The 23,982-nt window shown below is 65.8% G+C and carries 21 protein-coding genes and 1 pseudogene; 18 read left to right on the top strand and 4 right to left on the bottom strand.

Annotation, left to right across the window (positions count from 1 at the left end; genetic code table 11):
• Positions 1-150: 150 nt before the first annotated feature.
• The gene (locus THSYN_RS02095; protein ID WP_157817397.1) at positions 151-1,671 is read right to left on the bottom strand and encodes a transposase family protein; all 1,521 of its coding nucleotides are present in this window, start codon (positions 1,669-1,671) and stop codon (positions 151-153) included.
• The gene (locus THSYN_RS02090) at positions 1,668-2,558 is read right to left on the bottom strand and encodes a Druantia anti-phage system protein DruA (RefSeq protein WP_157817396.1); all 891 of its coding nucleotides are present in this window, start codon (positions 2,556-2,558) and stop codon (positions 1,668-1,670) included. Before THSYN_RS02090 ends, THSYN_RS02095 begins: the two co-directional genes overlap by 4 nt.
• Before the next feature lie 389 nt (positions 2,559-2,947).
• Here THSYN_RS02090 and THSYN_RS02085 point away from each other — a divergent pair, with 389 nt between their 5' ends.
• The 9 genes from THSYN_RS02085 (at position 2,948) to THSYN_RS02045 (ending at position 10,002) form a co-directional block, all read left to right on the top strand.
• The gene (locus THSYN_RS02085) at positions 2,948-3,967 is read left to right on the top strand and encodes a KpsF/GutQ family sugar-phosphate isomerase (RefSeq protein WP_100917675.1); all 1,020 of its coding nucleotides are present in this window, start codon (positions 2,948-2,950) and stop codon (positions 3,965-3,967) included.
• A gap of 148 nt (positions 3,968-4,115) precedes the next feature.
• Complete coding sequence (kdsC, locus tag THSYN_RS02080; RefSeq protein ID WP_100917674.1) at positions 4,116-4,646, top strand: 3-deoxy-manno-octulosonate-8-phosphatase KdsC; 531 nt, start codon at positions 4,116-4,118, stop codon at positions 4,644-4,646.
• A gap of 32 nt (positions 4,647-4,678) precedes the next feature.
• The gene (lptC, locus tag THSYN_RS02075; protein WP_157817395.1) at positions 4,679-5,281 is read left to right on the top strand and encodes an LPS export ABC transporter periplasmic protein LptC; all 603 of its coding nucleotides are present in this window, start codon (positions 4,679-4,681) and stop codon (positions 5,279-5,281) included.
• Positions 5,278-5,907 (top strand): lipopolysaccharide transport periplasmic protein LptA, encoded by a 630-nt coding sequence (gene lptA, locus THSYN_RS02070; protein ID WP_236848772.1) that lies wholly within the window; start codon positions 5,278-5,280, stop codon positions 5,905-5,907. Before lptC ends, lptA begins: the two co-directional genes overlap by 4 nt.
• Complete coding sequence (gene lptB, locus THSYN_RS02065; protein ID WP_100917672.1) at positions 5,904-6,629, top strand: LPS export ABC transporter ATP-binding protein; 726 nt, start codon at positions 5,904-5,906, stop codon at positions 6,627-6,629. The genes lptA and lptB overlap by 4 nt, the downstream gene beginning before the upstream one ends.
• Before the next feature lie 101 nt (positions 6,630-6,730).
• Entirely contained in the window at positions 6,731-8,233 is a 1,503-nt protein-coding gene (locus tag THSYN_RS02060) for an RNA polymerase factor sigma-54 (protein ID WP_100917671.1), read from the top strand.
• A 34-nt stretch (positions 8,234-8,267) separates the two neighbouring features.
• The gene (hpf, locus tag THSYN_RS02055; RefSeq protein ID WP_100917670.1) at positions 8,268-8,597 is read left to right on the top strand and encodes a ribosome hibernation-promoting factor, HPF/YfiA family; all 330 of its coding nucleotides are present in this window, start codon (positions 8,268-8,270) and stop codon (positions 8,595-8,597) included.
• Positions 8,598-8,834: 237 nt separating this feature from the next.
• On the top strand, positions 8,835-9,284 hold the full coding sequence (locus tag THSYN_RS02050) for a PTS sugar transporter subunit IIA (RefSeq protein WP_100917669.1): 450 nt from the start codon (positions 8,835-8,837) through the stop codon (positions 9,282-9,284).
• Positions 9,285-9,300: 16 nt separating this feature from the next.
• Positions 9,301-10,002 (top strand): hypothetical protein, encoded by a 702-nt coding sequence (locus tag THSYN_RS02045; RefSeq protein ID WP_100917668.1) that lies wholly within the window; start codon positions 9,301-9,303, stop codon positions 10,000-10,002.
• Here the strand turns inward: THSYN_RS02045 and THSYN_RS02040 are convergent.
• On the bottom strand, positions 9,977-10,987 hold the full coding sequence (locus THSYN_RS02040; protein WP_100917404.1) for an IS1 family transposase: 1,011 nt from the start codon (positions 10,985-10,987) through the stop codon (positions 9,977-9,979). The genes THSYN_RS02045 and THSYN_RS02040 overlap by 26 nt on opposite strands.
• Before the next feature lie 97 nt (positions 10,988-11,084).
• On the opposite strand from THSYN_RS02040, the pseudogene THSYN_RS02035 reads away from it, so the two are divergent.
• The 5 genes and pseudogenes from THSYN_RS02035 to ptsP form a co-directional block, all read left to right on the top strand.
• A pseudogene (locus tag THSYN_RS02035) lies at positions 11,085-11,501 on the top strand (HPr(Ser) kinase/phosphatase); the annotation flags it as partial.
• Positions 11,502-11,541: 40 nt separating this feature from the next.
• Positions 11,542-12,399, top strand: a complete 858-nt coding sequence (gene rapZ, locus THSYN_RS02030) for an RNase adapter RapZ (protein ID WP_100922260.1) — start codon at positions 11,542-11,544, stop codon at positions 12,397-12,399.
• A complete protein-coding gene (locus tag THSYN_RS02025) occupies positions 12,396-12,803 on the top strand; it encodes a PTS sugar transporter subunit IIA (RefSeq protein WP_100917667.1) in 408 nt (135 codons plus the stop codon). The genes rapZ and THSYN_RS02025 overlap by 4 nt, the downstream gene beginning before the upstream one ends.
• 5 nt (positions 12,804-12,808) lie before the next feature.
• Complete coding sequence (locus tag THSYN_RS02020; protein ID WP_100917666.1) at positions 12,809-13,078, top strand: HPr family phosphocarrier protein; 270 nt, start codon at positions 12,809-12,811, stop codon at positions 13,076-13,078.
• Entirely contained in the window at positions 13,075-14,817 is a 1,743-nt protein-coding gene (ptsP, locus tag THSYN_RS02015) for a phosphoenolpyruvate--protein phosphotransferase (RefSeq protein WP_100917665.1), read from the top strand. The genes THSYN_RS02020 and ptsP overlap by 4 nt, the downstream gene beginning before the upstream one ends.
• A 24-nt stretch (positions 14,818-14,841) precedes the next feature.
• Here ptsP and THSYN_RS02010 read toward each other — a convergent pair whose 3' ends face one another.
• The gene (locus THSYN_RS02010) at positions 14,842-15,315 is read right to left on the bottom strand and encodes a hemerythrin domain-containing protein (protein ID WP_100917664.1); all 474 of its coding nucleotides are present in this window, start codon (positions 15,313-15,315) and stop codon (positions 14,842-14,844) included.
• Positions 15,316-15,888: 573 nt separating this feature from the next.
• Between THSYN_RS02010 and THSYN_RS02005 the strand changes: the two genes are divergently transcribed.
• The 4 genes from THSYN_RS02005 (at position 15,889) to THSYN_RS01990 (ending at position 23,954) form a co-directional block, all read left to right on the top strand.
• Positions 15,889-18,639, top strand: a complete 2,751-nt coding sequence (locus tag THSYN_RS02005; RefSeq protein WP_100917663.1) for a PAS domain S-box protein — start codon at positions 15,889-15,891, stop codon at positions 18,637-18,639.
• Positions 18,639-20,861 (top strand): EAL domain-containing protein, encoded by a 2,223-nt coding sequence (locus THSYN_RS02000; protein ID WP_100917662.1) that lies wholly within the window; start codon positions 18,639-18,641, stop codon positions 20,859-20,861. The genes THSYN_RS02005 and THSYN_RS02000 overlap by 1 nt, the downstream gene beginning before the upstream one ends.
• A 192-nt stretch (positions 20,862-21,053) precedes the next feature.
• On the top strand, positions 21,054-21,674 hold the full coding sequence (locus THSYN_RS01995) for a Uma2 family endonuclease (protein ID WP_100917661.1): 621 nt from the start codon (positions 21,054-21,056) through the stop codon (positions 21,672-21,674).
• A gap of 345 nt (positions 21,675-22,019) precedes the next feature.
• On the top strand, positions 22,020-23,954 hold the full coding sequence (locus tag THSYN_RS01990) for a chemotaxis protein CheB (protein WP_100917660.1): 1,935 nt from the start codon (positions 22,020-22,022) through the stop codon (positions 23,952-23,954).
• Positions 23,955-23,982 lie beyond the last annotated feature (28 nt).

Raw genomic sequence — 23,982 nt, 5'->3', positions numbered from 1 at the left:
GCCCTGACCGGGGGTTGCGGCAGAAGGTTTGGCAGGTGCCGGGAGGGTTGTCGGACCGGTACTCGGGCATGCGTCACGCTCGCCAGGCCAGCGGTTGCCAGCACCGGTGGTCGCCGGCGTGCCGGGGTCGGGCGCCGTTCCCGGCGGCGGTTATTCGAGCTGAAGCTGCAGCGGCTGGGCGAGCAGGCGGCGCATCCGCGCGGGGTCGAGCCAGGGGCCGGCACAGGACGCGCGGATGAAGGCGATGGCGCCACGCACGCCCAGGGTGCGATAAAGCTCGCGCAGATGGCGGGCAAAGCGTGCCAGGGTGTTGAACAGGTGCGCCAGGCGCATCAGGTAGTGATAGCCCTTCATGGCGTTCCAGTTCAGGGCAAAGGCGTGCTCGTAGTGGTAACCCTGATGTTTCTCCACCAGGAAGCCGGCCTCGATGCCCCAGCGGTAACGGGCCCCTAGGTTGCAGCGCTCATGCGCATTAGCGCGGCTGAGTGGTTGGCTGGAGAGCCAGGCATGGCGCGCGGTCTTGGTCAGGCGCGCGCCTTGTTCATCGATCGTCTCCCAGGTCTCCTCACAGACCACCACATGCAGACTGAGGTGGCGGCGCGTGTTGTTTGAGAAGGCATAGTCGATCGCGTTGACCCAGGAAAAGCGCTGGTGGCGCTCCCCCCAGTCGCGCTGACAACCCGCTGGCTGCACCGCGTGCAGCGCGTGGAATTCCTCCCAGACCGTAGGCAAGTCCTTGTCCTTGAACACGATCATGAACTGCCAGTGGTACTGATGGCAGCACTGCATCACCGGTCCGTCGGCATAGAGACCGTCGAGCAACAGCAAGATCGGCAGGCGCGGGAACAGCGTCTTGATCCGGGCGCTGAGCCGCGTGAAGGCGCGCCGTTCGCAGTCTTGTTTGTCGGCCTTGGTATCGCCCTTGGCATATTCGAGGAATTCGCTCAGCAAGGGGATCACCAGCCCGTTGTGAAAGGCCAGACTGGCCTCCAGGACGTAGACGAAGTACTGGGTGTGGCGCGCGTCCTCGGCCCCGACCTGACGTTCCAGGAGATTCTCATCCCAGAGGTGGTCACGGGTGAATTTCTGGGAGCCGTCGATGGCGATGGGATAGGCGTGGTTGATCAGGTAGCGGCGGAAGGTCTTGGCGCGGATCAGGCGGCGTACCAGGTCGATGTGCGCCTGTTCGAGGTGGGTCACGTCGATGTCGCGCAGCAGCCGAAACAGGGTGTCGGCGTGCGGGAGGGTCTCCAGTTCGGGGAACAGGAGCCGTAGGTTGGCCTCGAACTGGGGGTGCGTCAGTTCGCGGTTGACCGCGCGCCGGGAGGCGAACTGAAAGACGAACATCAGCAGCCCGTAGAGCAGCAGCACGGTGAGCCGATGCCGACACTTCTTGGGGTTGCGGGGCTCGGGAATCTGTCCCAGGGCGGCGAGCAACGCGGGCAGTTCCCGGCGCAGGACGCGCACCTGGCCGCTGACCGCCGCCTCGCGGGCCTGCTGTTCCTCGGCGAGCGTGGCGTACGCCGAGCAGCGATTGGGTAACGGCGCGGGTACGCGGGGGATCAGTCCGTCCTGGCGCTGCTGTTGGCGTAGCGCCTGTTCCTGCTGTTTCTTGTGCGCGCGTTGCTCCTTGATGGCCGCGCGTGACAGGCGGCGGCAGGGTTTGCTCATGGCGTCGTCCCCCCGGACGCGGCGCACAAGCGCTCGCGCCACTGTGCACTCAAGGGCTTGACCCAGACTTGGCGCGGGGCGCTGTGATAGGTCCGGCCCGGTCGCGCCAGCCCGCTCCCGCTGGTCTCCCCCAGCAGTTCCCACCCGGCGGCACGGTAACAGGTGCCGGCGTAGTGGCGCGGGTCGACGAAGGTCTCCAGCAACAGCGGCGCAAACCCCCAGTGTTCGAGCCAATCGGCGCGCACCCGCCGCGCCAGTTGTCCCAGCACATGGCTGGCCAGGTGCGGCACCTGGACGTGGGGAAAGATCAGAAAGCGGCTGTTGTTGAGCACCCGCACCTGGTTGGCCCGGCGCGTCTGGGCGTCCCACCCGATCCAGTGGTCACGCACCGCCAGCGCGCGCGCCGCGCCCGCCAGCAGGAGGCAGCCCAGGTGCTGCTCGCCCGCGGTGATGAAGTAGCGCAGCCGGTAGCCGAAGGCACCCTTGTAGCCCAAGGGGTGCCAACGCGCGACCGCCGCATTCCATTGCGCCACCGCCGCGGCGTCGGCGCGCACCGGCGCCAGGCGCACCGGGCCGAGCGCGGCCAAGGGGCCGTGAATCGGCATCGGCGCCGCCACCACCGGCGCCGGGGGGACCGGGCGGGGACGCCGCGCGACCTGCAACGGGGGCAGCGCCACCAACCCGGCCGCCTCCAGACGTTCCAGAAACTCCCGACAGGCGTGAACCTTCGCCGCCCCCGTCACGGTATACCACTGCAAATGCTCGCACAGCGTCGCCGCCAACTCGCGCCGCCCCAACCGCGGCAGCCACGCCACCGTCTGGCGGATACCGGCGATCTCCTCGACGCTGAAGACGCGACCACAGTGCACCCACGGTCCTGGACTCATCGCACCCATCGCCACCCCCCGGCGGAACGGCAGACCGATTACCCTGCCATTAATCCTGCCAGAGTCGCCGCGCGGTGTCTACCCCCTTGTGCGAACATTAACTTTCTCTAACCCCCGCCAGCCCGCGCCGTGACTGGGGTGGCGCGGTTATGCTTCAGGGCTGGAGGAGCGCCGGAATTTCCAGTCGCCATGAGGATACCCGCCAGGTCGCCACCCGGGAGCAGATAGGCCCGGCCAACGGCCCGGGAGGGAACATCAGCCACCCCGGACCATGAAAGGCGTACGAGGGGGCCACCGCGCCGGACCGAGCTTTCACCCGGCTCTTGGTGTAAGGTTGCGGCGGGCCTAAGATGGCGCCGACCGACCACCCCGTCGCCCGAGAATTGTCGATGACCGAACCACGCCGACTCGGCGCCCGCAAGCATGATCTGGCCCCCGGCCAGGAGGCCCGGATCCGTGACCTGGGGCGGGCGGTGATCGAGACCGAGGCGGCCGCGGTCGGCGCCTTGAGCGAACGCATCGCGGCGGACTTCGTCGCGGCGTGCCGCTACCTGCTCGCCTGCGAGGGCCGCATCGTGGTGATGGGCATGGGCAAGTCCGGGCACATCGGCGGCAAGATCGCCGCGACCCTGGCCAGCACCGGCAGTCCGGCGTTCTTTATCCACCCCGGGGAGGCGAGCCACGGGGATTTGGGGATGATCACCCCGCGCGACACGGTCCTGGCGCTGTCGAACTCAGGAGAAACCGCGGAGTTGCTGACCATATTGCCGACCATCAAGCGCCTGGGTGTGCCCCTGATCACCCTGACCGGGCGCCCCGACTCGACCCTGGCCCGGGAGGCCGACGTGAACCTGGACGTGAGCGTCACCCGCGAGGCCTGCCCGCTCGGTCTGGCGCCGACCTCCAGCACCACGGCGACCCTGGCCATGGGCGACGCCCTGGCGGTCGCCTTGCTGGAGAGCCGGGGTTTCACCGCCCTGGATTTCGCCCGCTCGCACCCCGCCGGCACCCTGGGGCGGCGCCTCCTGCTGCATGTGGGAGACATCATGCACCGCGGTGACCGGGTCCCGCGGGTCGCCCTGGGGAGCACGCTCATGGCGGCCCTGGAGGAGATGTCGCATAAGGGGCTGGGGATGACCGCGGTCGTCGATGGGCAGGGGGTCTTGGCCGGCGTCTTCACCGACGGCGACCTGCGCCGCGCCCTGGACCAGGGCCTCGATGTCCACCACACGATCATCGACACGGTCATGACCCGCGGCGGTATCACCGCCGCCGCTTCGTCCCTGGCCGCCGCCGCCCTGGGGCTGATGGAGTCCCGCTCGATCAACGGACTCCTGGTCATCGACGACGAGGGCCGCCCGATCGGTGCCCTGAACATGCACGATCTGCTGCGGGCAGGGGTGGTGTAGATGTCGGTCGTTGGGCGTTGGGCGTCGGGCGTCGGGCGTCGGGCGTCGGGCGTCGGGCGTCGGGCGTCAGTCGTCGGTCGTCAGCGGTCAGTTGCCACTCGAGTTGCGTTCGGTTTCGGCCAAGTGGCCCTTTTTTGGTTAATGGATCATGCAAGATATTCTGGAACGGGCGGCGCAGATTCGGCTGGTGATCTTCGACGTGGACGGGGTCTTGACCGACGGCAGCCTGTACCTGGGCGACGACGGCCTGGAATACAAGGCATTCAACGCGCGCGACGGTCACGGCATGGTGCTGCTGCAAGAAACCGGCGTGAGGCTTGCCGTGATCTCCGGGCGCCGTTCCGAGGCGGTGCGTATCCGCATGGAGGGCCTGGGAGTGGCCCACGTCTACCAGGGTCAGCGCGACAAACTGCCGGCCTATGAGGAGCTCAAGCGGGCCTTGGGGCTCACGGACGCGGTGATCGCCTACGTGGGCGATGATGTCATCGACCTGCCGGTCATGCGCCGGGTGGGACTGGCGATCGCCGTCGGGGATGCCCATCCCCTGGTTCGCCAACACGCCCACTGGTGCACCAGTGCCCCCGGCGGACGGGGCGCGGCGCGTGAGGTCTGTGAGCTGGTGATGACGGCCCAGGGCACCCTGGAGCCGATCAACCGCGGCTACCTTCAGGGCGCCTGAACGCAACCCGATGCACAGCGAGGTGACAAAGCGTGTGGACGACGCGACAGGGGCGCCTGGCGATGGTCTTCGCCATCCTCGCAGGCGGGGCCTGGTGGCTGCTGCGCAGTCTGAGCGAGGAACCGGCCGCGCGCGTACGCGAGCGTGCCCCTGACCACATGGTCTGGGACCTCGACGCCATCGAGACCAACACCGACGGACGCCCGCAGCGGCATCTGGTGGCCGACCAACTGCGCCAGTATGTTGCCGAGGACCTGGCCGAACTCGACCAGCCGCGCCTGACCCTGCTCGACCGCGAGGGCGGACCGCCCTGGAAGGTGGAATCCAAACAGGGTTTCCTGCTGTCCAAGGGCGAGGAGATCGACCTGCGCGACGAGGTCCGGATCGAGCGGGCCGGTGCCGGTCCGAACCGCTCGTTACGACTCGCAACCTCGCAGTTGCGGCTCTGGCCCAAGCGTGAATACGCCCAGGGCGATCAGCCGGTGAGACTCGCGAGCGACAACGACTGGCTGACCGCCGCCGGCGTGCGCCTGTGGTACGCCCACCCGTCCCGGGCTGAGTTTCCCGGGCGCGCCCACATCTTTGTCGCTCCCACCCCAACCGAGAAGGGGAATGCTGGTTCAGCCGCCCCATGAACGCCAGACCGATGATCGCCACCACCGCGCCCCGGGCCTTGCCCGTCCTGGCCGCCGCGCTCTTGACCCTGGGTCTGGGCCTGACGACCCGCAGCGCCGTCGCGCTGCAGAGCGACGCGGCGCAGCCCATGCTGATCGAGGCCGACCGCGTCGAGGTCGACGAGGGCAAGAGCACCAGCCTTTATCTGGGCCAGGTCCAGGTCGACCAGGGGACCATGCGCCTGCTGGCCGACCAGGTCACGGTCCACCACCGCAGCGACCGCCAGATCAAGTACATCATCGCCCGGGGCGAACCGGCCAGTTACAAACAGCAACTGGACGGCGAGCAGGGCGAGATGCAGGCCTTTGCCAAGCGCATGGACTACGACGCGGACCGCGACGAGCTGATCCTGACCGGCGAGGCGCTGGTGATCCAGGGCACGGACCGCATCGCCAGCGAGCGGATCGTCTATGATCGGGCCCATGCACGGGTGCAGGCGGGAGGCGACAGCCGGGTGAAGATCCAAATGACGCCGCAGGCCAAGAAGGACGGCAAGCCGCCGGCGCCCGGCACCGCCGCGGCACCCCCGGCGCCCCCGGTACCCACCCCCAAGGCACCCCCGCCCGGCAAGCAGGGCGGCGCGTGAGCACCCTCTGCGCCACCCACCTGAAGAAGCGCTACCGCAACCGCCAGGTCCTGCGGGACGTGAGTGTCGAGGTGAACGCGGGCGAGGTGGTCGGCCTGCTCGGCCCCAACGGTGCCGGCAAGACCACCTGTTTCTATCTGATCGTCGGGCTGATCCCGAGTGACCACGGACGCATCGAGTTGAACGGCCGCGACCTCACGCAACTGCCGATGCACGCCCGCGCCCGGGCGGGACTGAGCTACCTGGCGCAGGAGCCCTCGGTCTTCCGTAAACTCTGCGCACGCGACAACATCCTGGCGATCCTTCAGACCCGCCGCGACCTGAACCGCAACCAGCAGCGCGAGCGTTGCGAACAACTGCTCCAGGAACTGGGGATCAGCCATGTCGCCGCCTCACTCGCACTCAGCCTGTCCGGCGGCGAACGCCGCCGCCTGGAGATCGCCCGCGCACTCGCCGTGGACCCGGTGGTGATGCTCCTCGATGAACCCTTCGCCGGGGTCGACCCGATCGCGGTCGGCGACATCAAGGCCATCGTCGCGCACCTGCGCGAGCGCAACATCGGCGTCCTGATCACCGACCACAACGTCCGCGAGACCCTCGACATCTGCGATCGCGGCTACATCATCAGTGACGGCAGCATGATCGCCGCCGGCACTCCCACGCAACTGCTCGCCGACCAGCAGGTGCGCGAGGTCTACCTCGGCACCGATTTCTCCATGTGAGCGCCCCAGACCATTCCGCCATGGCGCCCGAATAGGCTAGAATCAAAACAGGCACTCAACTTGCTAGACTCGATCGGTCCACCCCACACGCAGCCCCCGCGATGAAGCAGTCCATCCAGCTTCGACTTGGTCAGCATCTGTCGATGACGCCCCAGTTGCAGCAGGCGATCAAGCTCCTTCAGCTATCCAACCTGGAGCTCCAACAGGAGATCCAAGAGGTCCTGGACAGCAATTTCATGCTCGAGGAGGGCGATGAGGCCGACCGCTTCCAGGCCGCCGACGCCGCCGACGCCCGCCTGGTTCAGGACGCCACGCCGGAGCCGACGGCCACCGTCCAGGAACAGACGATCGAACGCGAGGTTCAGGGCGAGTCCAGCGAGATGCCGGACGAGCTCCCGGTGGACACCCACTGGGACGATGTCTACGAAAACTATCTCCCGAGCGGCAGCCAGGGCAGCGACGACAACGACTTCGACCCCTTCTCCCAGCAGAGCCGCCCGGAGACCCTGCATGACCACCTGATCTGGCAGCTCAATCTGGCCCGGCTCAGTGCGCGCGACGAGGTGATCGCGCTCGCGGTGATCGACGCCATCGACGGCAACGGCTACCTGCGCACGGACTGCGAGGAACTGCTGAGCACCCTGGGCGACCCGACGATCGCCCCCGAGGAGGTCACCACCATCATCCACCGGGTCCAGTCATTCGACCCGGCGGGGGTCGGCGCCCGCGATCTGCGCGAGTGTCTGTTGCTGCAACTGCGCCAGTTACCCCAGGGCGCGCCGACGGCCCCCGGCCAGACCACGCCGCAGGCGCTGGCCATCGCGATCTGCGCGGACGGGTTCGACTTTCTGCCCCGCAACGACGTGGCGGCCCTGGCACGCCTGCTGGGCGCCCCGGAAGCGGCGATCCACGCCGCCCTGGAGGTGATCCGGCACCTGAATCCCCGCCCCGGCACCTTGATCGCGGAGACCGCGTCGGAGTACGTTGTACCCGACATCTTCGTGCGGCGTGTGGAAGGTGTGTGGCAGGTCGAGCTGAATCCGGAAACTACGCCTAAACTAAGAGTGAACGCCGACTATGCGCGGCTCATCCGGCGCAGCGACCAGAGTGCGGACAGCATTGCCTTGAAAAGTCACCTGCAAGAGGCCCGCTGGTTCATCAAGAGCCTGGTCAGCCGCAACGACACGGTCCTGCGCGTCGCCGCCAAGATCGTGGAATTGCAGCAGGAATTTCTCGAACGCGGTGAGGAGGCCATGAAGCCGCTGATCCTGCGCGACGTCTCCGAGGCGCTGGACCTGCACGAGTCCACCATCTCGCGGGTCACCACCCAGAAATACATGCACACCCCGCGCGGGACCTTCGAGTTCAAGTTTTTTTTCTCGTCCCACGTGAACACGGCGGCCGGGGGCGAGTGTTCATCCACGGCCATCCGCGCCCTGATCCGCAAGATGATCACCAATGAATCGGCCCGCAAGCCCTTGAGCGATAGTCGGATCGCCGACGAGTTGGCCGATCAGGGCATCAATGTTGCGCGACGCACCGTCGCGAAATACCGCGAGGCGATGGGCATCCCACCCTCGAACGAACGCAAACGCCTGGCTTGACAGGCGGTTTGAAACCAGAGGAGAAGACCAGACCATGCATATCAACCTGACGGGTCACCATATCGACGTGACCGAGGCCCTCAAGGGGTACGTCGATAACAAGTTCGAGCGCCTGGCTCGCCATTTCGACCACGTCATCAACGCCCACGTCATCCTGACGGTGGAGAAATTGGCCCAGCGCGCCGAGGCCACCCTGCATGTGAACGGCGGTAAGCTGTTCGCCGACTCGGTCCATGAGGACATGTATGCCGCCATCGACACCCTGATCGACAAGCTGGACCGCCAGATCCTGCGCCACAAGGAGAAGAAGGCCAGCCACCGCCCGGTGGCCGTCACCGGCACCAAGCCCGGCGAGACCGAGTAAGGGCGAACCCCGATAAACCACAGGGTCGCACCCGGGCCGGCACGCACGGACACCTCGGACACCCGTTCGAGGTGTCTTTCGTTGCGACCCGGGGCCATCCGAACCAGTGTGACGGGCGCGTGCGTCCCGCACGACCAAGAGGAGTCAGCCGACATGACCCGCACCCACTTGCGCGACCCGCGCCGCGGTACCTGCCGCGCCGTCCGGCATTGCGTCCGCGGCCAGGAGCGGTAGCCGATGTTACCGCCCGACTTCATCAACGAACACCGCATTGGCCGCGGTCTTGAGATCGCGAGCAAAAAGCGTCTGCTCGAGACCCTGGCCCGCCTCCTGGCCACGGACCATCCGCAGTTGAAACCGGACCTGATCTTCGAGCGTCTCCTGGAGCGCGAGCGGCTCGGCAGTACCGGGCTCGGGCACGGCATCGCCCTGCCCCACGCCCGCGTCAAGGAGGCCACCCAGTCCCTGGGCGCCTTCGTCTCCCTCGCCCGCGGGGTCGATTACGACGCGGCCGACGGGGAGCCTGTCGATCTGGCCTTTGCGCTGCTGGTGCCCGAGACCGCCACCGAGGAGCACCTGCAACTCCTGGCCGAGTTGGCCGGCCGCTTCAACGATCCCGCGGTGCGCCAGCAGTTGCGGCAGGCGGGGTCCGCCGCCGCCGTCCTGCGCGTCTTCGGCGTCGCCTAGCGCACGGCGCCCCATCATGGCCGACAGCCTCCAGTCACTCATCCGGCACACCGGGCCCCGCACCCGGCTGCGCTGGCTCACCCCTGAGCCCGGCACCCGCCGCCCGCTGCGCGGGGACGACCCGACCCTGTCCGGCCAGGCCCTGGTCGGGTCGCTCAACTGCATCCACCCGAACCGGCTGCAGGTTATCGGTCGCGCGGAACTCGTGTACCTGGCCGGTCTCGGCGCCACCGCCTTCGCCGAGACCATCGAAAAGCTCTTCACCGACCGGCCCACCGCGGTGATCTTCTGCGACGGGATCGAGCCCGAACCACTGTTCTGGGACTGGGCCGAACGCACCGGCACCCCCCTGATCGGGTCCCCCGTCTCGGACGAAGAGTTGATCAATCAACTGCGCTACTATCTGACCCACGCCTTGGCGGAACGCAAGACCATCCACGGCGTCTTCATTGAGGTCTTGGGGATGGGCGTGCTGCTGGCCGGGGACCCGGCGGTCGGCAAGAGCGAGTTGGCGCTCGATCTGATCAGCCGCGGACACCGCCTGATCGCCGACGACGCACCCCAGTTCGCCCGCGTCGCACCGGAGAAACTGGAAGGCACCTGCCCGGATGCCCTGCTCGATTTCCTGGAGGTCCGCGGCCTGGCACTGGTTCAGTTTGGTTCTTCCTTATCCTTATGTTTTTGTAGTATTTTTATAACCTGGGCTGTCGAACTCTAAGGACCTCATCCCACGAGAGTCCCTGCTGGAGAATCCCCAGAGCCACCGCAGGAACCTGTTTTGTCGTGAAGTGGCTGCGAATAAAGTTATGGACAATCCACAACATATCCAATGTTCTTTGCAAACCAGAAATGCTCTTCGCGTACGTATTCGTTCGGCGGCGATAAGCAGAATTCTTTCGCCGAAATGAAGCGTTCGATGCTTCCAAATGATTAGCATGAATATCGGCTGGCGTCACATCTTGATCGGTTTCTGGATGCTCCGGATGAGGGGTTTCGTATTTGGGACGCGAGTGCCCCGTTCTATCAGTTCCTTTCCCTTTATTCTTAAGGCGCACCTTCACACCGCGACGAAGCACTTTCGGTGGGCGGCCGCGTTTTCCGGTTCGCAATACTTCGTGGCAAATTTCAAACAGGAGATTGCCATACCGACGTTCCCCGTCGGTGACTAGAGTGACATCGCCAGTACGCAGGATGACATCTCTAAGTATTTGTATGGCATATGAAAATAGGCTGCGATCCTTTTTCCCGCACTGAAGCGCCCAGATAAATCGACTTGCCCTTTCCATCAGTACGATCGTCCAGCCTTCACAATCCTCCGGGGGGACATTCCTATTCACTTTCGTATAAAGCTCATCACCTTCGATCAGTTGCTCAATAAAGGTGTGCGTCAGGGCATATATGACCAGCACATCCTTGCAATCGGCCAGGCGACGCTCCCATAGGAGCAACGTATTCTTCGCAATCGCGAAGGCCCGGCAGGCGGCGTTCAAGCCGATCCCCTCAGTGCGCGTTTTGAGCACTTGAATGATGAAGCTGGTCGGTTTCCTGAGCCCCTCGATAAGGGTGGCTTTGGTCTCGGAAAAGAGCCTATTGCAACTTTGACATCGCCACAGCAAACGCGTACCGTTATGACCGGTTTGATACGTCTTGTGATGCCGACAATTCTGTGAATTGCAATGAGGGCATGTCCATTGTCCGTTCAAGAAGTTCTCACTTATTCAAAAAGTGACGGAAACCCGCGCCGAACTAGATATATTACATATATTTCAATGTCTTGTAAACAGGAATTAAACTGAACCAGTGCCCGGCCTTGGGATTCTCAATATCCGGGCCATGTTCGGCGAGGGGGCCGTGGTCCGACGCAAGACACTGAATTTGATCATCGACTTGAAACCGCTTGATCAGACTCAACTCGACCGCATCGACCGGCTTGCGGGGAGCCTGTCCGCCAGCACCATCCTGGGGGTGGCCGTGCCCCGGATCACCATGCCCGTGGCCCCGGGGCGCAACCTGTCCATCATTGTGGAGGCCGCGGTACGCCACCAGATCCTGCGCATTCGCGGCTATGATGCCGGGGTCGACTTCATCGACCGTCAGGCGCGCGCGCTGAGCAATGACCGCCCCGACCCACCCGAGGTGCGTTCGGGCGGCACACCGGTCGCCACCGCGCCGTCGCCCGGTGGGCCCCGCCCGGGGCCCACCGACGGCGGGGCCTGACCAGGCATCCCACCATACCCACCAACCCGTGGACCTCACCATGAGACTCGTCATCGTCAGCGGCCTCTCCGGCTCCGGCAAGAGTGTCGCCTTGCGCACCCTGGAGGACCTGGGGTTCTACAGCATCGACAACCTGCCGCTGTTCCTGCTCAAGGACCTGGCCCTGGGGCTCAAGGACGCCGTCGACGAGGTCTTCAGCAACACCGCCGTCGGCGTGGACGCGCGCAGCAACCCCGAGGAGCTGAAAAACCTGCCTGACCTGATCCTTGCCGCCCAGGCCCGCGGCGTCGAGTGCCAGGTGGTATTCCTTGATGCCCACACCGATACCCTGATTCGCCGCTTCAGCGAGACGCGCCGCCGCCACCCGCTGACACGCCAGGAGCGACCGCTCGCCGAGGCGATCAAACTGGAGCGGCAGTTGTTGGAGCCGATTCGCCAGGTCGCCGATATCCGCATCGATACCACCCTGACCAACGTCCATGAATTACGCGATCTGGTCCGGGTGCGCCTCGCCGGCGATGCCTCACCCAAGGCCTCGATTCTCCTGCAATCCTTCGGCTTCAAGCACGGTCTGCCCCAGGACACCGACTTCCTGTTCGACGTGCGCTGCCTGCCCAACCCCCATTGGCAATCGGAGCTCAAGCCCTTGACCGGGCTCGCGCGCCCGGTCGTGGAGTTCCTCGAGTCAAGCCCGGACGTGATCGCCATGCGCAACGACATCGCCGCCTATTTCGACCGCTGGATCCCGCTGTTCGAGACCGATGGCCGCTTTTACCTGACCATCGCCATCGGCTGCACCGGCGGCCAACACCGCTCCGTCTATCTGGTGGAGGCCCTGCGCGGGCACTTCGAGCGCAGCGGACACAAGGTCATGGTCCGGCACCGGGAACTGCCGTGAGCGTCGGACTGCTGCTGATCACCCACCACCCCCTGGGTGCCGACCTGTTACGGGTCGCCGCCGGGATCTTCGGCACCTGCCCGACGCGGGTGGAAGCCCTCGAGGTCGAGAACGACGCCCCCTGCGACCTGATGCTGGCGCAGGCCGAACAAATGGCCGGGCGGCTCGATGCCGGCGACGGGGTCCTGGTCCTCACCGATATCTACGGCGCCACCCCGGCGCGTGTCGCCGGCGCGCTGCTCGCGCGGCGGCGGCACCTGCGGGTGCTGGCCGGGGTCAATCTGCCCATGGTCGTGCGCGCCCTCAACTATGCCGCGCTGGAGTTGGACGTCGTGACCGAGAAGGCCCTGGCCGGGGGCCGCGACGGCGTCCGCATCTGCCCTGGACCGGGCGCGGAGGATTGACGCCGATGCTGCGCCGGGACCTTGAGATCATCAACAAACTCGGGCTGCACGCCCGGGCGGCGGCCAAGCTGGTCAACTGCGCCACCCGCTTCGGGAGCTTCATCGAAGTCGAGCGACGCGGCCAGCGGGTAAACTGCAAAAGCATCATGGGCATCATGATGCTCGCGGCGAGCCGCGGCACCTGGATCATCGTGGAGGCCAGCGGCGACGACGAGGCGGACGCGATGGCGGCGATCGAGGACCTGATCGGCAGCCGCTTTGGAGAGGACGAGTGACCATTGCCTTCCAAGGGATCGGGGTCGCGGCGAGCCAGTCGGTCGCCATCGGACCTGCTTACCTCACCGGCCATGGACTCACCAGTGTGCCCCAGACCCCGATCACGCCGGCGCAGGTGGCGGGCGAACTGGATCGGCTCAATTGCGCAGTCGCCGCGGCCCGGCGGGCGCTCAAGACCATCCGCGCCCAGGTCCCGCGCGCCACCCCGCTCAATATCGCAGAGTTCATCGATGCCCACCTGCTGATGCTGGAGGACGTGGCCCTGGTCGATGAGGTGCGCAAGATCATCCGTGACCAACTCTACTGCGCCGAATGGGCGCTGCAGCAGCAGCGCGACACCCTGGTCGGCGTCTTCGATGCCATGGACGACCCCTATCTGCGCACCCGCCGTGACGATGTCGAGCACGTCGTCCACCAGATCATGACCTTCCTGCAAGGCGCCCAGTTGCCCTTCGACCCCGGCGCCCGGGACCTGGAGGGTTGTGTCGTGGTCGCCCGCGACCTGATGCCGGCCGACGCCATCGTCCTGCGTCATCGCGGCGCCGCCGCCTTCGTCACCGAGTTCGGCGGCCCCGTGTCCCACACCGCGATCCTGGCCCGCAGCCTGTCGGTACCCGCGGTCGTCGGGGTCCACAACGTCACGCGCTATGTGCGCCCCGGCGAGCCCCTGATCGTCGATGGGGAGACCGGCACCGTGCTGGCCGACCCGGACCCCGGGACCCTCGCCTATTACCGCGAACGACTCGGCGCCATCGCCCTGCGGCGGCAACACCTGCGCACCCTGGTCGACCGGCCGGCGGTGACCCGCGACGGCACCGCCATCGGCCTGCTCGCCAACCTGGAGTTGCCCGAGGACGCCGCAACCGCACGCCTCAACGGCGCGGTTGGGGTCGGGCTCTACCGCACCGAGTTCCTCTACATGAACCGGGATGAGCTCCCGGACGAAGAGGAACACCTCGCGACCTACACCACCATCGTCGCGGCCTTGGCGGGGCTGCCCCTGACCATCCGCACCCTGGATCTGGGTCTCGACAAGCGCAGCGAGGCACTTGGAACGCCCGGCCCCGGAGCCGGCAACCCGGCGCTCGGCCTACGCGGTATCCGCCTCTGCCTGAAGGAGCCCGCCCTCTTCCGGCCCCAATTGCGCGCGATCCTGCGCGCCAGCGCCCTGGGGCCGATCCGGCTGATGCTGCCCATGGTCACCAACGTGCAGGAGGTGGAGGCGGTGCTCGCCATCATCGCCCAACTCAAGGAGGACCTGACCGGCGAGGGGCTGGCCTTCGACCCACGCTTACCCATCGGGGCCATGGTCGAGGTTCCCGCCGCCGCCCTGGCGGCCCGCTCCCTGGCCCGCCGCATGGACTTCCTGTCCATCGGCACCAACGACCTGATCCAGTACACGCTGGCCATCGACCGCCTCGACGACGGCGTCAGCTACCTGTTCGACCCCACCCACCCGGCCATCCTGCTACTGATCCGCACCACCATCGCCGCCGGCCGCGACCTCGACACCCCGGTCGCCATGTGCGGCGAGATGGCCGGGGACCCGCGCTTCACCCGGCTCCTGCTCGGCCTGGGACTGCGCCACTTCAGCATGCAGCCGGGGGCACTGCTCGGCATCAAGGAGATCATCCTCGACACCGACCTCCAGGCCCTGGAGGCCCGGACTGCCCACCTCTTCGCCCGGCTCGACGATGCCGAGCCGGGGGAATTGCTGGATGCGCTCAATCAGCTTTAGTCACGCTTCGCCGGCAATGCGCCTTCAATGGGCCCTCACGGCACCCGACACGAATGACTGACGCGCCTCGCGCAGCATGCCGATCTCGACCATCTTGGGCAGGAGGACCCGCTCCTCTCGTTCAAGGCGTTGCGCGACCAGGGTGAACATGTCCCGGGTTTCGGCCAGAAATTCACCGGCGAAGTTGAAATCGCAGTGCTTCAGCCAGCGCCGGTAGTAATCCTCGAAGGTCTTGCGCATGAACCCCTCCCCGCTGATGAATCCCCAGGCAATGGACTTGACCTTGGGGTCCTCATGCATCAGCAGGGCGGGGAAGACGTTGCGATCCTCTTCGGTCAGGTGCCTGCTCACCTCCTCACCCAGGTCGCATAACTGCTCATACGCGGTCCTGGCGTTGGAGCTGATGCGCAGGTGTTCCTCGGTGAGGAGCCCGCTCAGGTCATCGACCATCTCGCGCAGGTGCGAATGGATGGTGCGGTAGCCGTCTAGGGTTTGCATGGATCATCCTCCTCGTTGTGAGTTTGACTGGACCGCACCGCAAGGACCGAACCTCCGGCACCGCCCCGTGGCCGCCACGCCTCTGGCACCCTGCCACCAGTCTGTGCGCGACCACGTCCGCGAATACCGGCCTCACGGGAAGCCGACTTGGCGTCACAACCCTTTTTTTATTTTACTGATGACCCACTGGCTCTCGATCAAGAATGCTGATCGACAACCGTGATACCTGTCGGCCCATTTCAGAAATTGTTCGTGCCGTCGGCATCTTTATAAGGATAGACCCAAAAGCCCCAGCCTGTTCGGAAATCGGAGATCCCGACCACGGGCACCTGCCAGACCGGGGGACCCGCTGGGCTTGAGCCGAGATCCCCGGGGCACTGAGCGTCCACGTACAAGCCCGGCCGCAGCTCCTGGAGGACCCGTTTGCGCGCATCAGGCAATCGCCGTCAACCGGGAAACCCCTGACGATCGCCTTCCCAGAACGGCAGTCGCGTCAGTCGCGCGCCCGTTAGGATTACAATGACTCAGCGGCGATCGTCTTGACTCCACCTCAATCGCAGGGGGCACCATCGGTTGAACCAGGCTCGTACCGTGCGCGATCTCCTCGCCCGCTTGCGCCCGTCCTGGCCCGTCTGGGTCACGCTGGCCGTTGGATTGGCACTGACCACACTGGGCAGCGTGCATACCCACGCGCAGGTCGAGTCCGAGAACCGGCAGCAGCTCGCCACAATCGGGGCCGAGATCGCGCAGAAGATCGTGATCAGCGTGCTGCTCGCCGCGCTGGTCGGCGCGTTCTTGCGGGCGCGCCTGCACGCGCGGCGACTGGCCGCGGAGCGGGCCGCCCGCCGCCAGGCGCAACAGGAACCGGGCGAGGCGGAAGGCCGCTATCGGGCCCTGTTCGAGTCATCCCCGGTGGGGCTTTATCGGTCGACCCCCCAGGGGCGCTACCTGGAGGTCAATGCCGCCTTCGCCCGCATCCTCGGCTACGCAAGCCCGCAACAGTTGATTGCAGAGATCACCGACATCGCCGCCCAGGTCTATGCCAACCCCCGGGAGCGGCAGATCCTCGCCGGATTGCTTGCCGAGCGCGGGCGGGCCCTGGGCTTCGAGATCGAGGCCCGGCGGCGGGACGGACAGCCGGTCTGGATCTCAGCCGACGTGAGCGCCGTGCGGGACACCGCCGGCGCCATCGTCGCCTACCAAGGGGCCATGACCGACATCACGGAGCGGGTGCGGGGCACGCTGGTGCGCGACACGGTCAGCGCCGTGGCGTGCTTGGCGGTTTCGTCTGTTTCGGCCCACGGGTTCCGCCAGGCGCTCCCGGCGCTCCTGTCGACCCGGCTCGGCTACCCGATTGTCGCCGTGGAGACCTATGACGCGGTGCGCGGTGACATGGTCTTTGTCGGCGCCCTGGGCATCCCCGCCGCGGCCGACGGCCGCTTGCGCGGTCCGATCGGGGAGACGCTGTCCGGCCAGGTCGCCACCAGCGGCGAGGCGCTGGTCGAGACCGCCGCCGACACGCGGCCCGAGTATGCCTTCGCGGCCTTGCGGGCGCTCGGTGTCGTCACCTTCGTGTGCGTGCCGATGGCGCTCGGGACCCGGATGTTGGGAACCCTGGCGCTGGCGGATACGCGCCGCCGATCGGACGCGGCCTGGGTGGTCGACACGCTGCGGACGGTCGCCGATACCGCGGCCGATGCCATCGAACGCCTGGAGACCCAAGCCGCCCTGCGCGAGCGCGAGCGCGATTACCGGGGCCTGGTGGACAACCTGAGCGCCGCGGTGGTGGTACACACACCCGACACCCGCGTCCGCTTTTCCAATCCCATGGCATCGCAACTCCTCGGTCTGGATGCCCAGCAGATGCAAGGACTCGCGGCGGTCGCTCCAGCCTGGCGTTTCATCCGGGAAGACGGCACCCCGGTGCCGCCGGAGGAATACCCGGTCGCGCGCGTCGCGGCGTCCGGCGCGCCGCTGCAGAATCTGATCCTGGGGATACTGCGGGCCGACCGCGATGATCCGACCTGGGTGCAATGCGCGGCCCATCCGCTGCGCGACGACCAGGGGCAGCTCGAGCAGATCGTGGTGACCTTCTTCGACGTGACCAAGCGCGTGCGGGCCGAGCGCGCCCTGAAGGAGAGCCAGGAATGGCTGCAAAAGAACCGCGACTTGTTGAGCGAAATGGGCCGAATGGCCCGGGTTGGCGGTTGGGAATTCAACGTGGAAACAGGTCAGCAGACTTGGACAGAGACCATCTACGACATCCACGAACTGGACCAGGCCTGTCTGCCAACGGTGGAGCAAGGCATCGCCTTCTATACCCCCGAGTCGCGCCCGATCATCATCGAGGCGGTGCGGCGTGCCATCGACCTGGGTGAGCCCTATGACCTGCAACTGGAGATCCTCACCGCCAAGGGCCATCGCCGGTGGGTCCACACGCTGGGTCGGGCCGTCCGGGAGGGCGGCCGAATCATTGCGGTCTCCGGGACTTTCCAGGACATCACCGGGCGCAAAGAAGCTGAGCTGGAACTCGACCAACATCGCCATCAACTCGAAGCCCTGGTGCAGATCCGGACCCAGGAGTTGAACGAGCAACTGGCGCGGGTGCGCGAACAGGATCATCAGCTCCTGCATCAAGCGCGCCTCGCGGCAATGGGCGAGATGCTCGGCAACATCGCCCATCAATGGCGCCAACCCTTAAGCGCCCTGGCCCTGGTGCTGGGCAACCTCCAGGATGCCGAACAACATCAGGAGTTGACGCCGCAGTACCTGGCGCAAAAGATCGCCGATGCCCACCGTCTGATCGACAAGATGTCGACCACCATCAGCGATTTCCGCGACTTCTTCCGCCCCGACACGCCACCCGAGACCTTCGACGTGAGCCAACCCGTCGGCGCAGCCCTGGCCCTGATGGCAGCGAGCCTCAAGACGCACGGCATCGCCGTCGTGACGGACGTCCGCGAGGCGGCGCGCATCACCGGCCGCCTGAACGAATATTCACAGGTGATCATGAACCTGCTCAGCAATGCCAAGGACGCCATCCTCGCCCGCCCCCCCAACGGCGGACAGATCCTCGTGCGGGTGGATCGCGACGGCGATCAGGCGCGGGTCAGGGTCACCGATAATGGCGGCGGGATTACCGAAGCGGCGCTGGCGCGGCTGTGCGAACCCTATTTTTCCACCAAACCGGATGGCACGGGGATCGGCCTGTACATGTCCAAAATGATCATCGAGAAGCGGATGGGCGGACGGCTTTCCGCGTGCAATCTGGAGGCCGGGGCGCAATTCACCGTAACGACGCCGCTGGCGCCGCAGGATCAGTAATGAATAGTCATGGCGAGCAAGACGATCAGGCCCAGCTGCGGAGCCTGTCGGTCCTGTATGTGGAAGACGAGGACGAGATCCGTGAGGAACTGGCCGTGTTTCTGCGTCGGCGGGTGGCGACGGTACACCTGGCGGCGAATGGTCAGGCGGGGCTCGACGCCTTTACCCAATACCAGCCGGATCTGGTGATCACCGACATCCGGATGCCGGTAATGAATGGGTTTGAAATGGCCGAACGCATCCGCGCGATGAGCCCGACGATCCCGATCATCATTACCACCGCCTTCGAGGAGACCAGCTACTTTCAAAAGGCGATCGACCTTGGCGTCGACAAATACGTCACCAAGCCGCTGAATCTGGACATCCTCGCCGCGGCACTGCGCAAGTGTGCACGCCTGATCCGCGCGGAGGCGGCGCTGCGCGAGGTGGATGAGCGCTACCCGCTGCTGTTCCGACCCTCCCATAGTGCGATCTCGGTCGCCGCGGCCGACGGGCGGGCAGTCGAGACCCGGGCGGTGGCGCGCGACCTGTCCGAACGTGCGGAGCACGCCTTGCAGTTGGCCGCACGGGTGTTCGAGAGCAGCGGCGAGGCAATCGTCATCACCGATCCGGATAACCTCATCCTGTCCGTCAATCGCGCCTTCTCCAAGCTCACCGGTTACAGTCAGAACGAGGTGATCGGCAAAAACCCAAGACTGCTGAAGTCCGATCGGCATGATCAGGCGTTCTATCAGCAATTATGGGACTGTCTGCTGGGCACCGGACACTGGCAAGGCGAGATCTGGAACCGCCGCAAGAATGGCGAGGCGTACCCGGAATGGCTGTCGATTACCGTGGTACGCGACACCCAGGGTCAGGTGCTCAACTATATCGCCATCTTTTCCGATATCTCGGAGATCAAGGCGGCGATGCAGCAGATCGAGTTCCTTGCCCATTACGACCCCTTGACCCGGTTGGCCAATCGCCGCCTGCTCGAACAACGGGTGGAACAATTGATCGCGCTGGCCGCACGGAACAAGGAACAGTTGGCCCTGCTGTTCATCGATCTGGACCGCTTCAAGGTCGTCAATGATTCGCTGGGCCATGCCGCGGGCGACGTGATCCTGGAGACCGTGGCGCAACGCCTGCGGGCAACCATGCGTGAGGTGGATTGCCTGGCGCGGCTAGGCGGCGACGAATTCGTCTGCGTCCTGCACGAGGTCATCGAGCCCCCTGACGTCCATGCCGCAGCGCGCCGGCTGATCGCCGTGCTGGACGAACCGCTGCAGGTGGCGGGGCATACCCTGACCGTCACCTCCAGCATCGGCATCAGTCTGTATCCCGGCGATGGGGTGGATTACGAAACCCTGCTGAAGAATGCCGATGCCGCCATGTACAGCGCCAAAAAGGCCGGGCGTGACCGCTTCGCCTTCTTCTGCGAGAGTATGAATGTCAGTATGGCACGCGAACGGGAGATCGAAAGCGCGCTGCGCCGTGCCTTGTCGCTCAATGAATTCGTGCTGCATTATCAACCGCAAGTGGCCATCGGCAGCGGGCGCATCATCGGCATGGAGGCCCTGCTGCGCTGGAACAGCGCGCAATTGGGGCCGATCGCGCCGGGGGCCTTTATCCCGCTGGCGGAGGAGACCGGCTTGATCGTTGCGATCGGCGAATGGGTACTGCACGAGGCCTGCCGGCAAAATGCGCAATGGCAGCGCCAAGGGCTCCCGCCGGCGGTGGTCGCGGTCAATCTGTCCGCGCTCCAGTTCCGGCAGAGCAATCTGCCGGAAACCGTCCGCGGCGCCTTGCAGGCAAGCGGGCTGGCCGCACGGTGGCTGGAACTGGAACTGACCGAGAGCCTGATCATGCAGGATGCCGAGTATACCATCGCGAGTCTGCGGGCCTTGAAAGAGATCGGCACGACGCTCGCCATCGACGACTTCGGCACCGGCTATTCGTCACTTGCCTATCTCAAGCGTTTCGCCATCGACAAGCTGAAGATCGATCAGTCGTTCATCCGGGATATACCCGACGACGATGACGACAAGATCGTCACCGCCATCATCGGGCTGGCCCACGCGCTGAATCTCAAGGTCATCGCCGAGGGCGTGGAGACCGATGGACAATTGGCCTTCCTGCGCGAGCGCCACTGCGATGAGATGCAGGGTTATCTGTACAGCCGGCCGCTGCCTGCCGCCGCCATGGAGGAACTCCTGAAGGCGTGCTGTTCTCCTGTTCAATGACGCCGGCACTCGCACCGGCCCGTCGCGGCCGGGGGGCCGCTCCTACGCGGGGTAGGAGCGGCCCCCGGCCGCGACGAAAGGCGCCGGCGGGATGGCCGCAATGATGACCAAGGCCGATCGCGGCAGCGGCTAGCCTTGCAACCCCCCACCCCAACCCTCCCCCACAAGGGGGCCGCTACAGAGGAGTCAACCATGGCAACCGGCACGGCCGTCCAAGTGAACCAGGCTACCGAATCATTCACCTATGCCGATTACCGCGGCTGGCCGGACGGCGAGCGGTGGGAACTGATCGACGGGCAGGCTTACGACATGTGCCCGGCGCCGGCCCGGGTTCATCAGGACGTGGTGTTGGAACTCGGCCGCCAAGTCGCCAACTTCCTGCTCGGTCAACCGTGCCGCCCCTATGTGGCCCCTTTCGACGTGCGTCTGCCCGAGGCCGACGAGCCGGACGACGCGATCAAGAATGTCGTCCAGCCGGATCTGGCGGTCATCTGCGACCCGCGCAAGCTCGATGACAAGGGTTGCCGCGGTGCGCCGGACTGGATCATCGAGGTCCTTTCACCCCGCACCGCCGCGAAGGACCAGCGGCCTAAGCGCGACCTCTACGAGCGGCACGGGGTCGGCGAATACTGGCTGGTGCACCCGACGGATCAGGTGCTCTTCATCTACCGCCTGGCGGACGGGCGCTACGGTAAACCCGATGTCCGCCCGGCCCTGGGCGAGACCCCAGTCGCCACCCTGCCGGGCCTCGTGATCCAGTGGGCGAGCGTTTTTCCTCAGGAGGAACCGAGGGTCCAATCGCCCAGGACCTGATCCAGGCGCAGTGCTTGTTAACGAGTCAGGAATAGACACAACACAGTCGTTGTCGTTGTCGTTGTCGTTGTCGTTGTCGTTGTCGTTGTCGTTGTCGAGTTATCGTAGCGCCCCAGATTCTCTCGCACGCCAAATTTCATCGCTTTTCCGATTACGATTACGACAACGACAACGACAACGGTGCGGCAAGCATTCCCTGCGCCAGAGGTGTTCGCACCCGCAACCGCGCGCCTCCTGCGCGCCTCCTTGCCCGGCGTCCACGGCGGGGCTAAACTTGAGGAGTACCCGGTTGCGGGTGGTCGGAACTCCCAACAACCGTCGGTGTCGCGTACCGCGAGGCGGGTCATGAAAAAAGTAGCCGCACCTGCCAAGGGTCAGTCCACCGCAGCCTCCCCAAGCAGCGCCCAACCCCCGCCCGGCGCCCCCGCCGCGTCTCCCCTGGTCGCCCCGGACGACGCCCCGCCGCTCGACCAGGGTTTTCCCATTGTCGGCATCGGCGCTTCAGCCGGTGGACTGGAGGCGCTGGAGCTCTTCCTGGGCGCGGTCCCGCCGGCCTGCGGACTCGCCTTCATCGTCGTCCAGCACCTGGACCCGACCTACCAGGGCAACATGGCGGCACTGCTCCAGCGTGTCACCGCCATGCCGGTCGCCCAGATCACGGACCGTCTCAAGGTCGCGCCCGGACACGTCTATGTGATCCCGCCCAACCGGGACCTGTCCATTCTGCACGGCGTGCTGCACCTGCTGGAACCGGTCGCGCCCCGCGGACTGCGCCTGCCCATCGATTTCTTCTTGCGCGCCTTAGCCGAGGATCAGCACGAGCACGGCCTGGGTGTCATCCTCTCGGGTATGGGCTCGGACGGCAGCCTCGGGCTGCGCGCCATCAAGGAGCGGGGCGGCGCCGTCTTCGTCCAGGACCCGGCCTCGGCCAGGTTCGACAGCATGCCGCGCAGCGCCATCGCCGCCGGGTTGGCCGATGTCATCGCGCCGGCTGAGGAACTGGCCGGGCGGATCCTCGCCTATCTCAAGCACCTGTCGCCCCTGGTGCTTCCGTCCGACCTGACGCTGGCGGACCCCAATCAGAGCGGCCTGGAGAAGGTCGTGGTGCTGCTGCGCACCCGAGCCGGCCACGACTTCTCCGCCTACAAGAAGAGCACACTCTACCGCCGTATCGAGCGGCGGATGGGCCTGCACCAGTTGGACCGGATCGCGGACTATGTCCACTACCTGCGGGAGAATCCCCAGGAACTGGACCTGCTCTTCAAGGAACTGCTGATCGGTGTGACGAGCTTCTTCCGCGACCCCGCGGTCTGGGAACAATTGAAGACCACGGTCATTCCGGGGCTGCTGGCCGCCCATCCCGATGGCGCGACCCTGCGCCTCTGGAGCGCCGGCTGCTCGACCGGCGAGGAGGCCTATTCACTCGCCATCATCCTGCACGAGGCACTGGAGCAGGTGCAGTTGCCCGTGCGCTTTGCCTTCCAGGTCTTTGCCACCGACCTGGACCGGGATGCCATCGATAAGGCCCGCGTCGGCAGCTATCCCGCGAATATCTCCGCCGATTGCTCGGCGGAGCGCCTGGAGCGGTTTTTCGTACAGGATGACCACGGCTACCGGGTGAAGAAAGACATCCGTGAGATGCTGATCTTTGCCACACAAAACCTGGTCATGGACCCGCCCTTCACCAGGCTCGACCTGCTCGTCTGCCGCAACCTGCTCATCTACATCGACGCGAGCCTGCAGAAGAAGCTGATCCCACTCTTTCACTACAGCCTGAACCCCGGCGGCATCCTGGTGCTGGGCAACTCGGAGACCATCGGCCAGCACCAGGATCTCTTTACCCCCTTGCCCGGAAAGACCCGGATCTACCAACGCCGTGCCGTCGCGCGGGGGAACACGGTCGAATTTCCCAGCGTCTTTGCGCCCGCCCCCGCGGCGGTCCGCCCCCCCACGGCGCCCGTGCCCTTGTCGGCCCTGAGTCTGCAGTCGCTGATCGAACCCCTGCTGCTGCGGCACTATGGCCCGGCGGCAGTGCTGACCACCGAGCAGGGCGACCTGGTGTACATCAGCGGGAAGACGGGCAGATACCTGGAGCCGGCGGTCGGCAAGGTCGACCTGAACCTCTTCGCCATGGCCCGCGATGGGCTCAAGACCGCCTTGAGCGAGGTCTTTCACAAGGCCGTGCGGCAGCAGGCCGGCATCTCCGTCAAGGCGGTCAAGGTCACGGGTACCGACGGCGATCGGCTCGTGGACCTGACCCAGGGCAATCGCATCAGATAATTAGCAATTACTGTTAGACGAAACACGA

This window comes from Candidatus Thiodictyon syntrophicum (genome assembly GCF_002813775.1).
GTDB classification, from domain to species: domain Bacteria; phylum Pseudomonadota; class Gammaproteobacteria; order Chromatiales; family Chromatiaceae; genus Thiodictyon; species Thiodictyon syntrophicum.
This window is presented reverse-complemented; position numbering and strand designations above follow the sequence as displayed.

Bases quoted from the DNA above. Each gene is read 5' to 3' on its own strand.
- THSYN_RS02090 (WP_157817396.1), bottom strand. From the start codon at position 2,558: ATGAGTCCAGGACCGTGGGTGCACTGTGGTCGCGTCTTCAGCGTCGAG.
- hpf (WP_100917670.1), top strand. From the start codon at position 8,268: ATGCATATCAACCTGACGGGTCACCATATCGACGTGACCGAGGCCCTC.
- THSYN_RS01990 (WP_100917660.1), top strand. From the start codon at position 22,020: ATGAAAAAAGTAGCCGCACCTGCCAAGGGTCAGTCCACCGCAGCCTCC.
- THSYN_RS02050 (WP_100917669.1), top strand. From the start codon at position 8,835: ATGTTACCGCCCGACTTCATCAACGAACACCGCATTGGCCGCGGTCTT.
- THSYN_RS02000 (WP_100917662.1), top strand. From the start codon at position 18,639: ATGAATAGTCATGGCGAGCAAGACGATCAGGCCCAGCTGCGGAGCCTG.
- THSYN_RS02020 (WP_100917666.1), top strand. From the start codon at position 12,809: ATGCTGCGCCGGGACCTTGAGATCATCAACAAACTCGGGCTGCACGCC.
- THSYN_RS01995 (WP_100917661.1), top strand. From the start codon at position 21,054: ATGGCAACCGGCACGGCCGTCCAAGTGAACCAGGCTACCGAATCATTC.
- THSYN_RS02010 (WP_100917664.1), bottom strand. From the start codon at position 15,315: ATGCAAACCCTAGACGGCTACCGCACCATCCATTCGCACCTGCGCGAG.
- rapZ (WP_100922260.1), top strand. From the start codon at position 11,542: ATGAGACTCGTCATCGTCAGCGGCCTCTCCGGCTCCGGCAAGAGTGTC.
- THSYN_RS02045 (WP_100917668.1), top strand. From the start codon at position 9,301: ATGGCCGACAGCCTCCAGTCACTCATCCGGCACACCGGGCCCCGCACC.
- kdsC (WP_100917674.1), top strand. From the start codon at position 4,116: ATGCAAGATATTCTGGAACGGGCGGCGCAGATTCGGCTGGTGATCTTC.
- THSYN_RS02095 (WP_157817397.1), bottom strand. From the start codon at position 1,671: ATGAGCAAACCCTGCCGCCGCCTGTCACGCGCGGCCATCAAGGAGCAA.
- lptA (WP_236848772.1), top strand. From the start codon at position 5,278: ATGAACGCCAGACCGATGATCGCCACCACCGCGCCCCGGGCCTTGCCC.
- THSYN_RS02085 (WP_100917675.1), top strand. From the start codon at position 2,948: ATGACCGAACCACGCCGACTCGGCGCCCGCAAGCATGATCTGGCCCCC.
- THSYN_RS02060 (WP_100917671.1), top strand. From the start codon at position 6,731: ATGAAGCAGTCCATCCAGCTTCGACTTGGTCAGCATCTGTCGATGACG.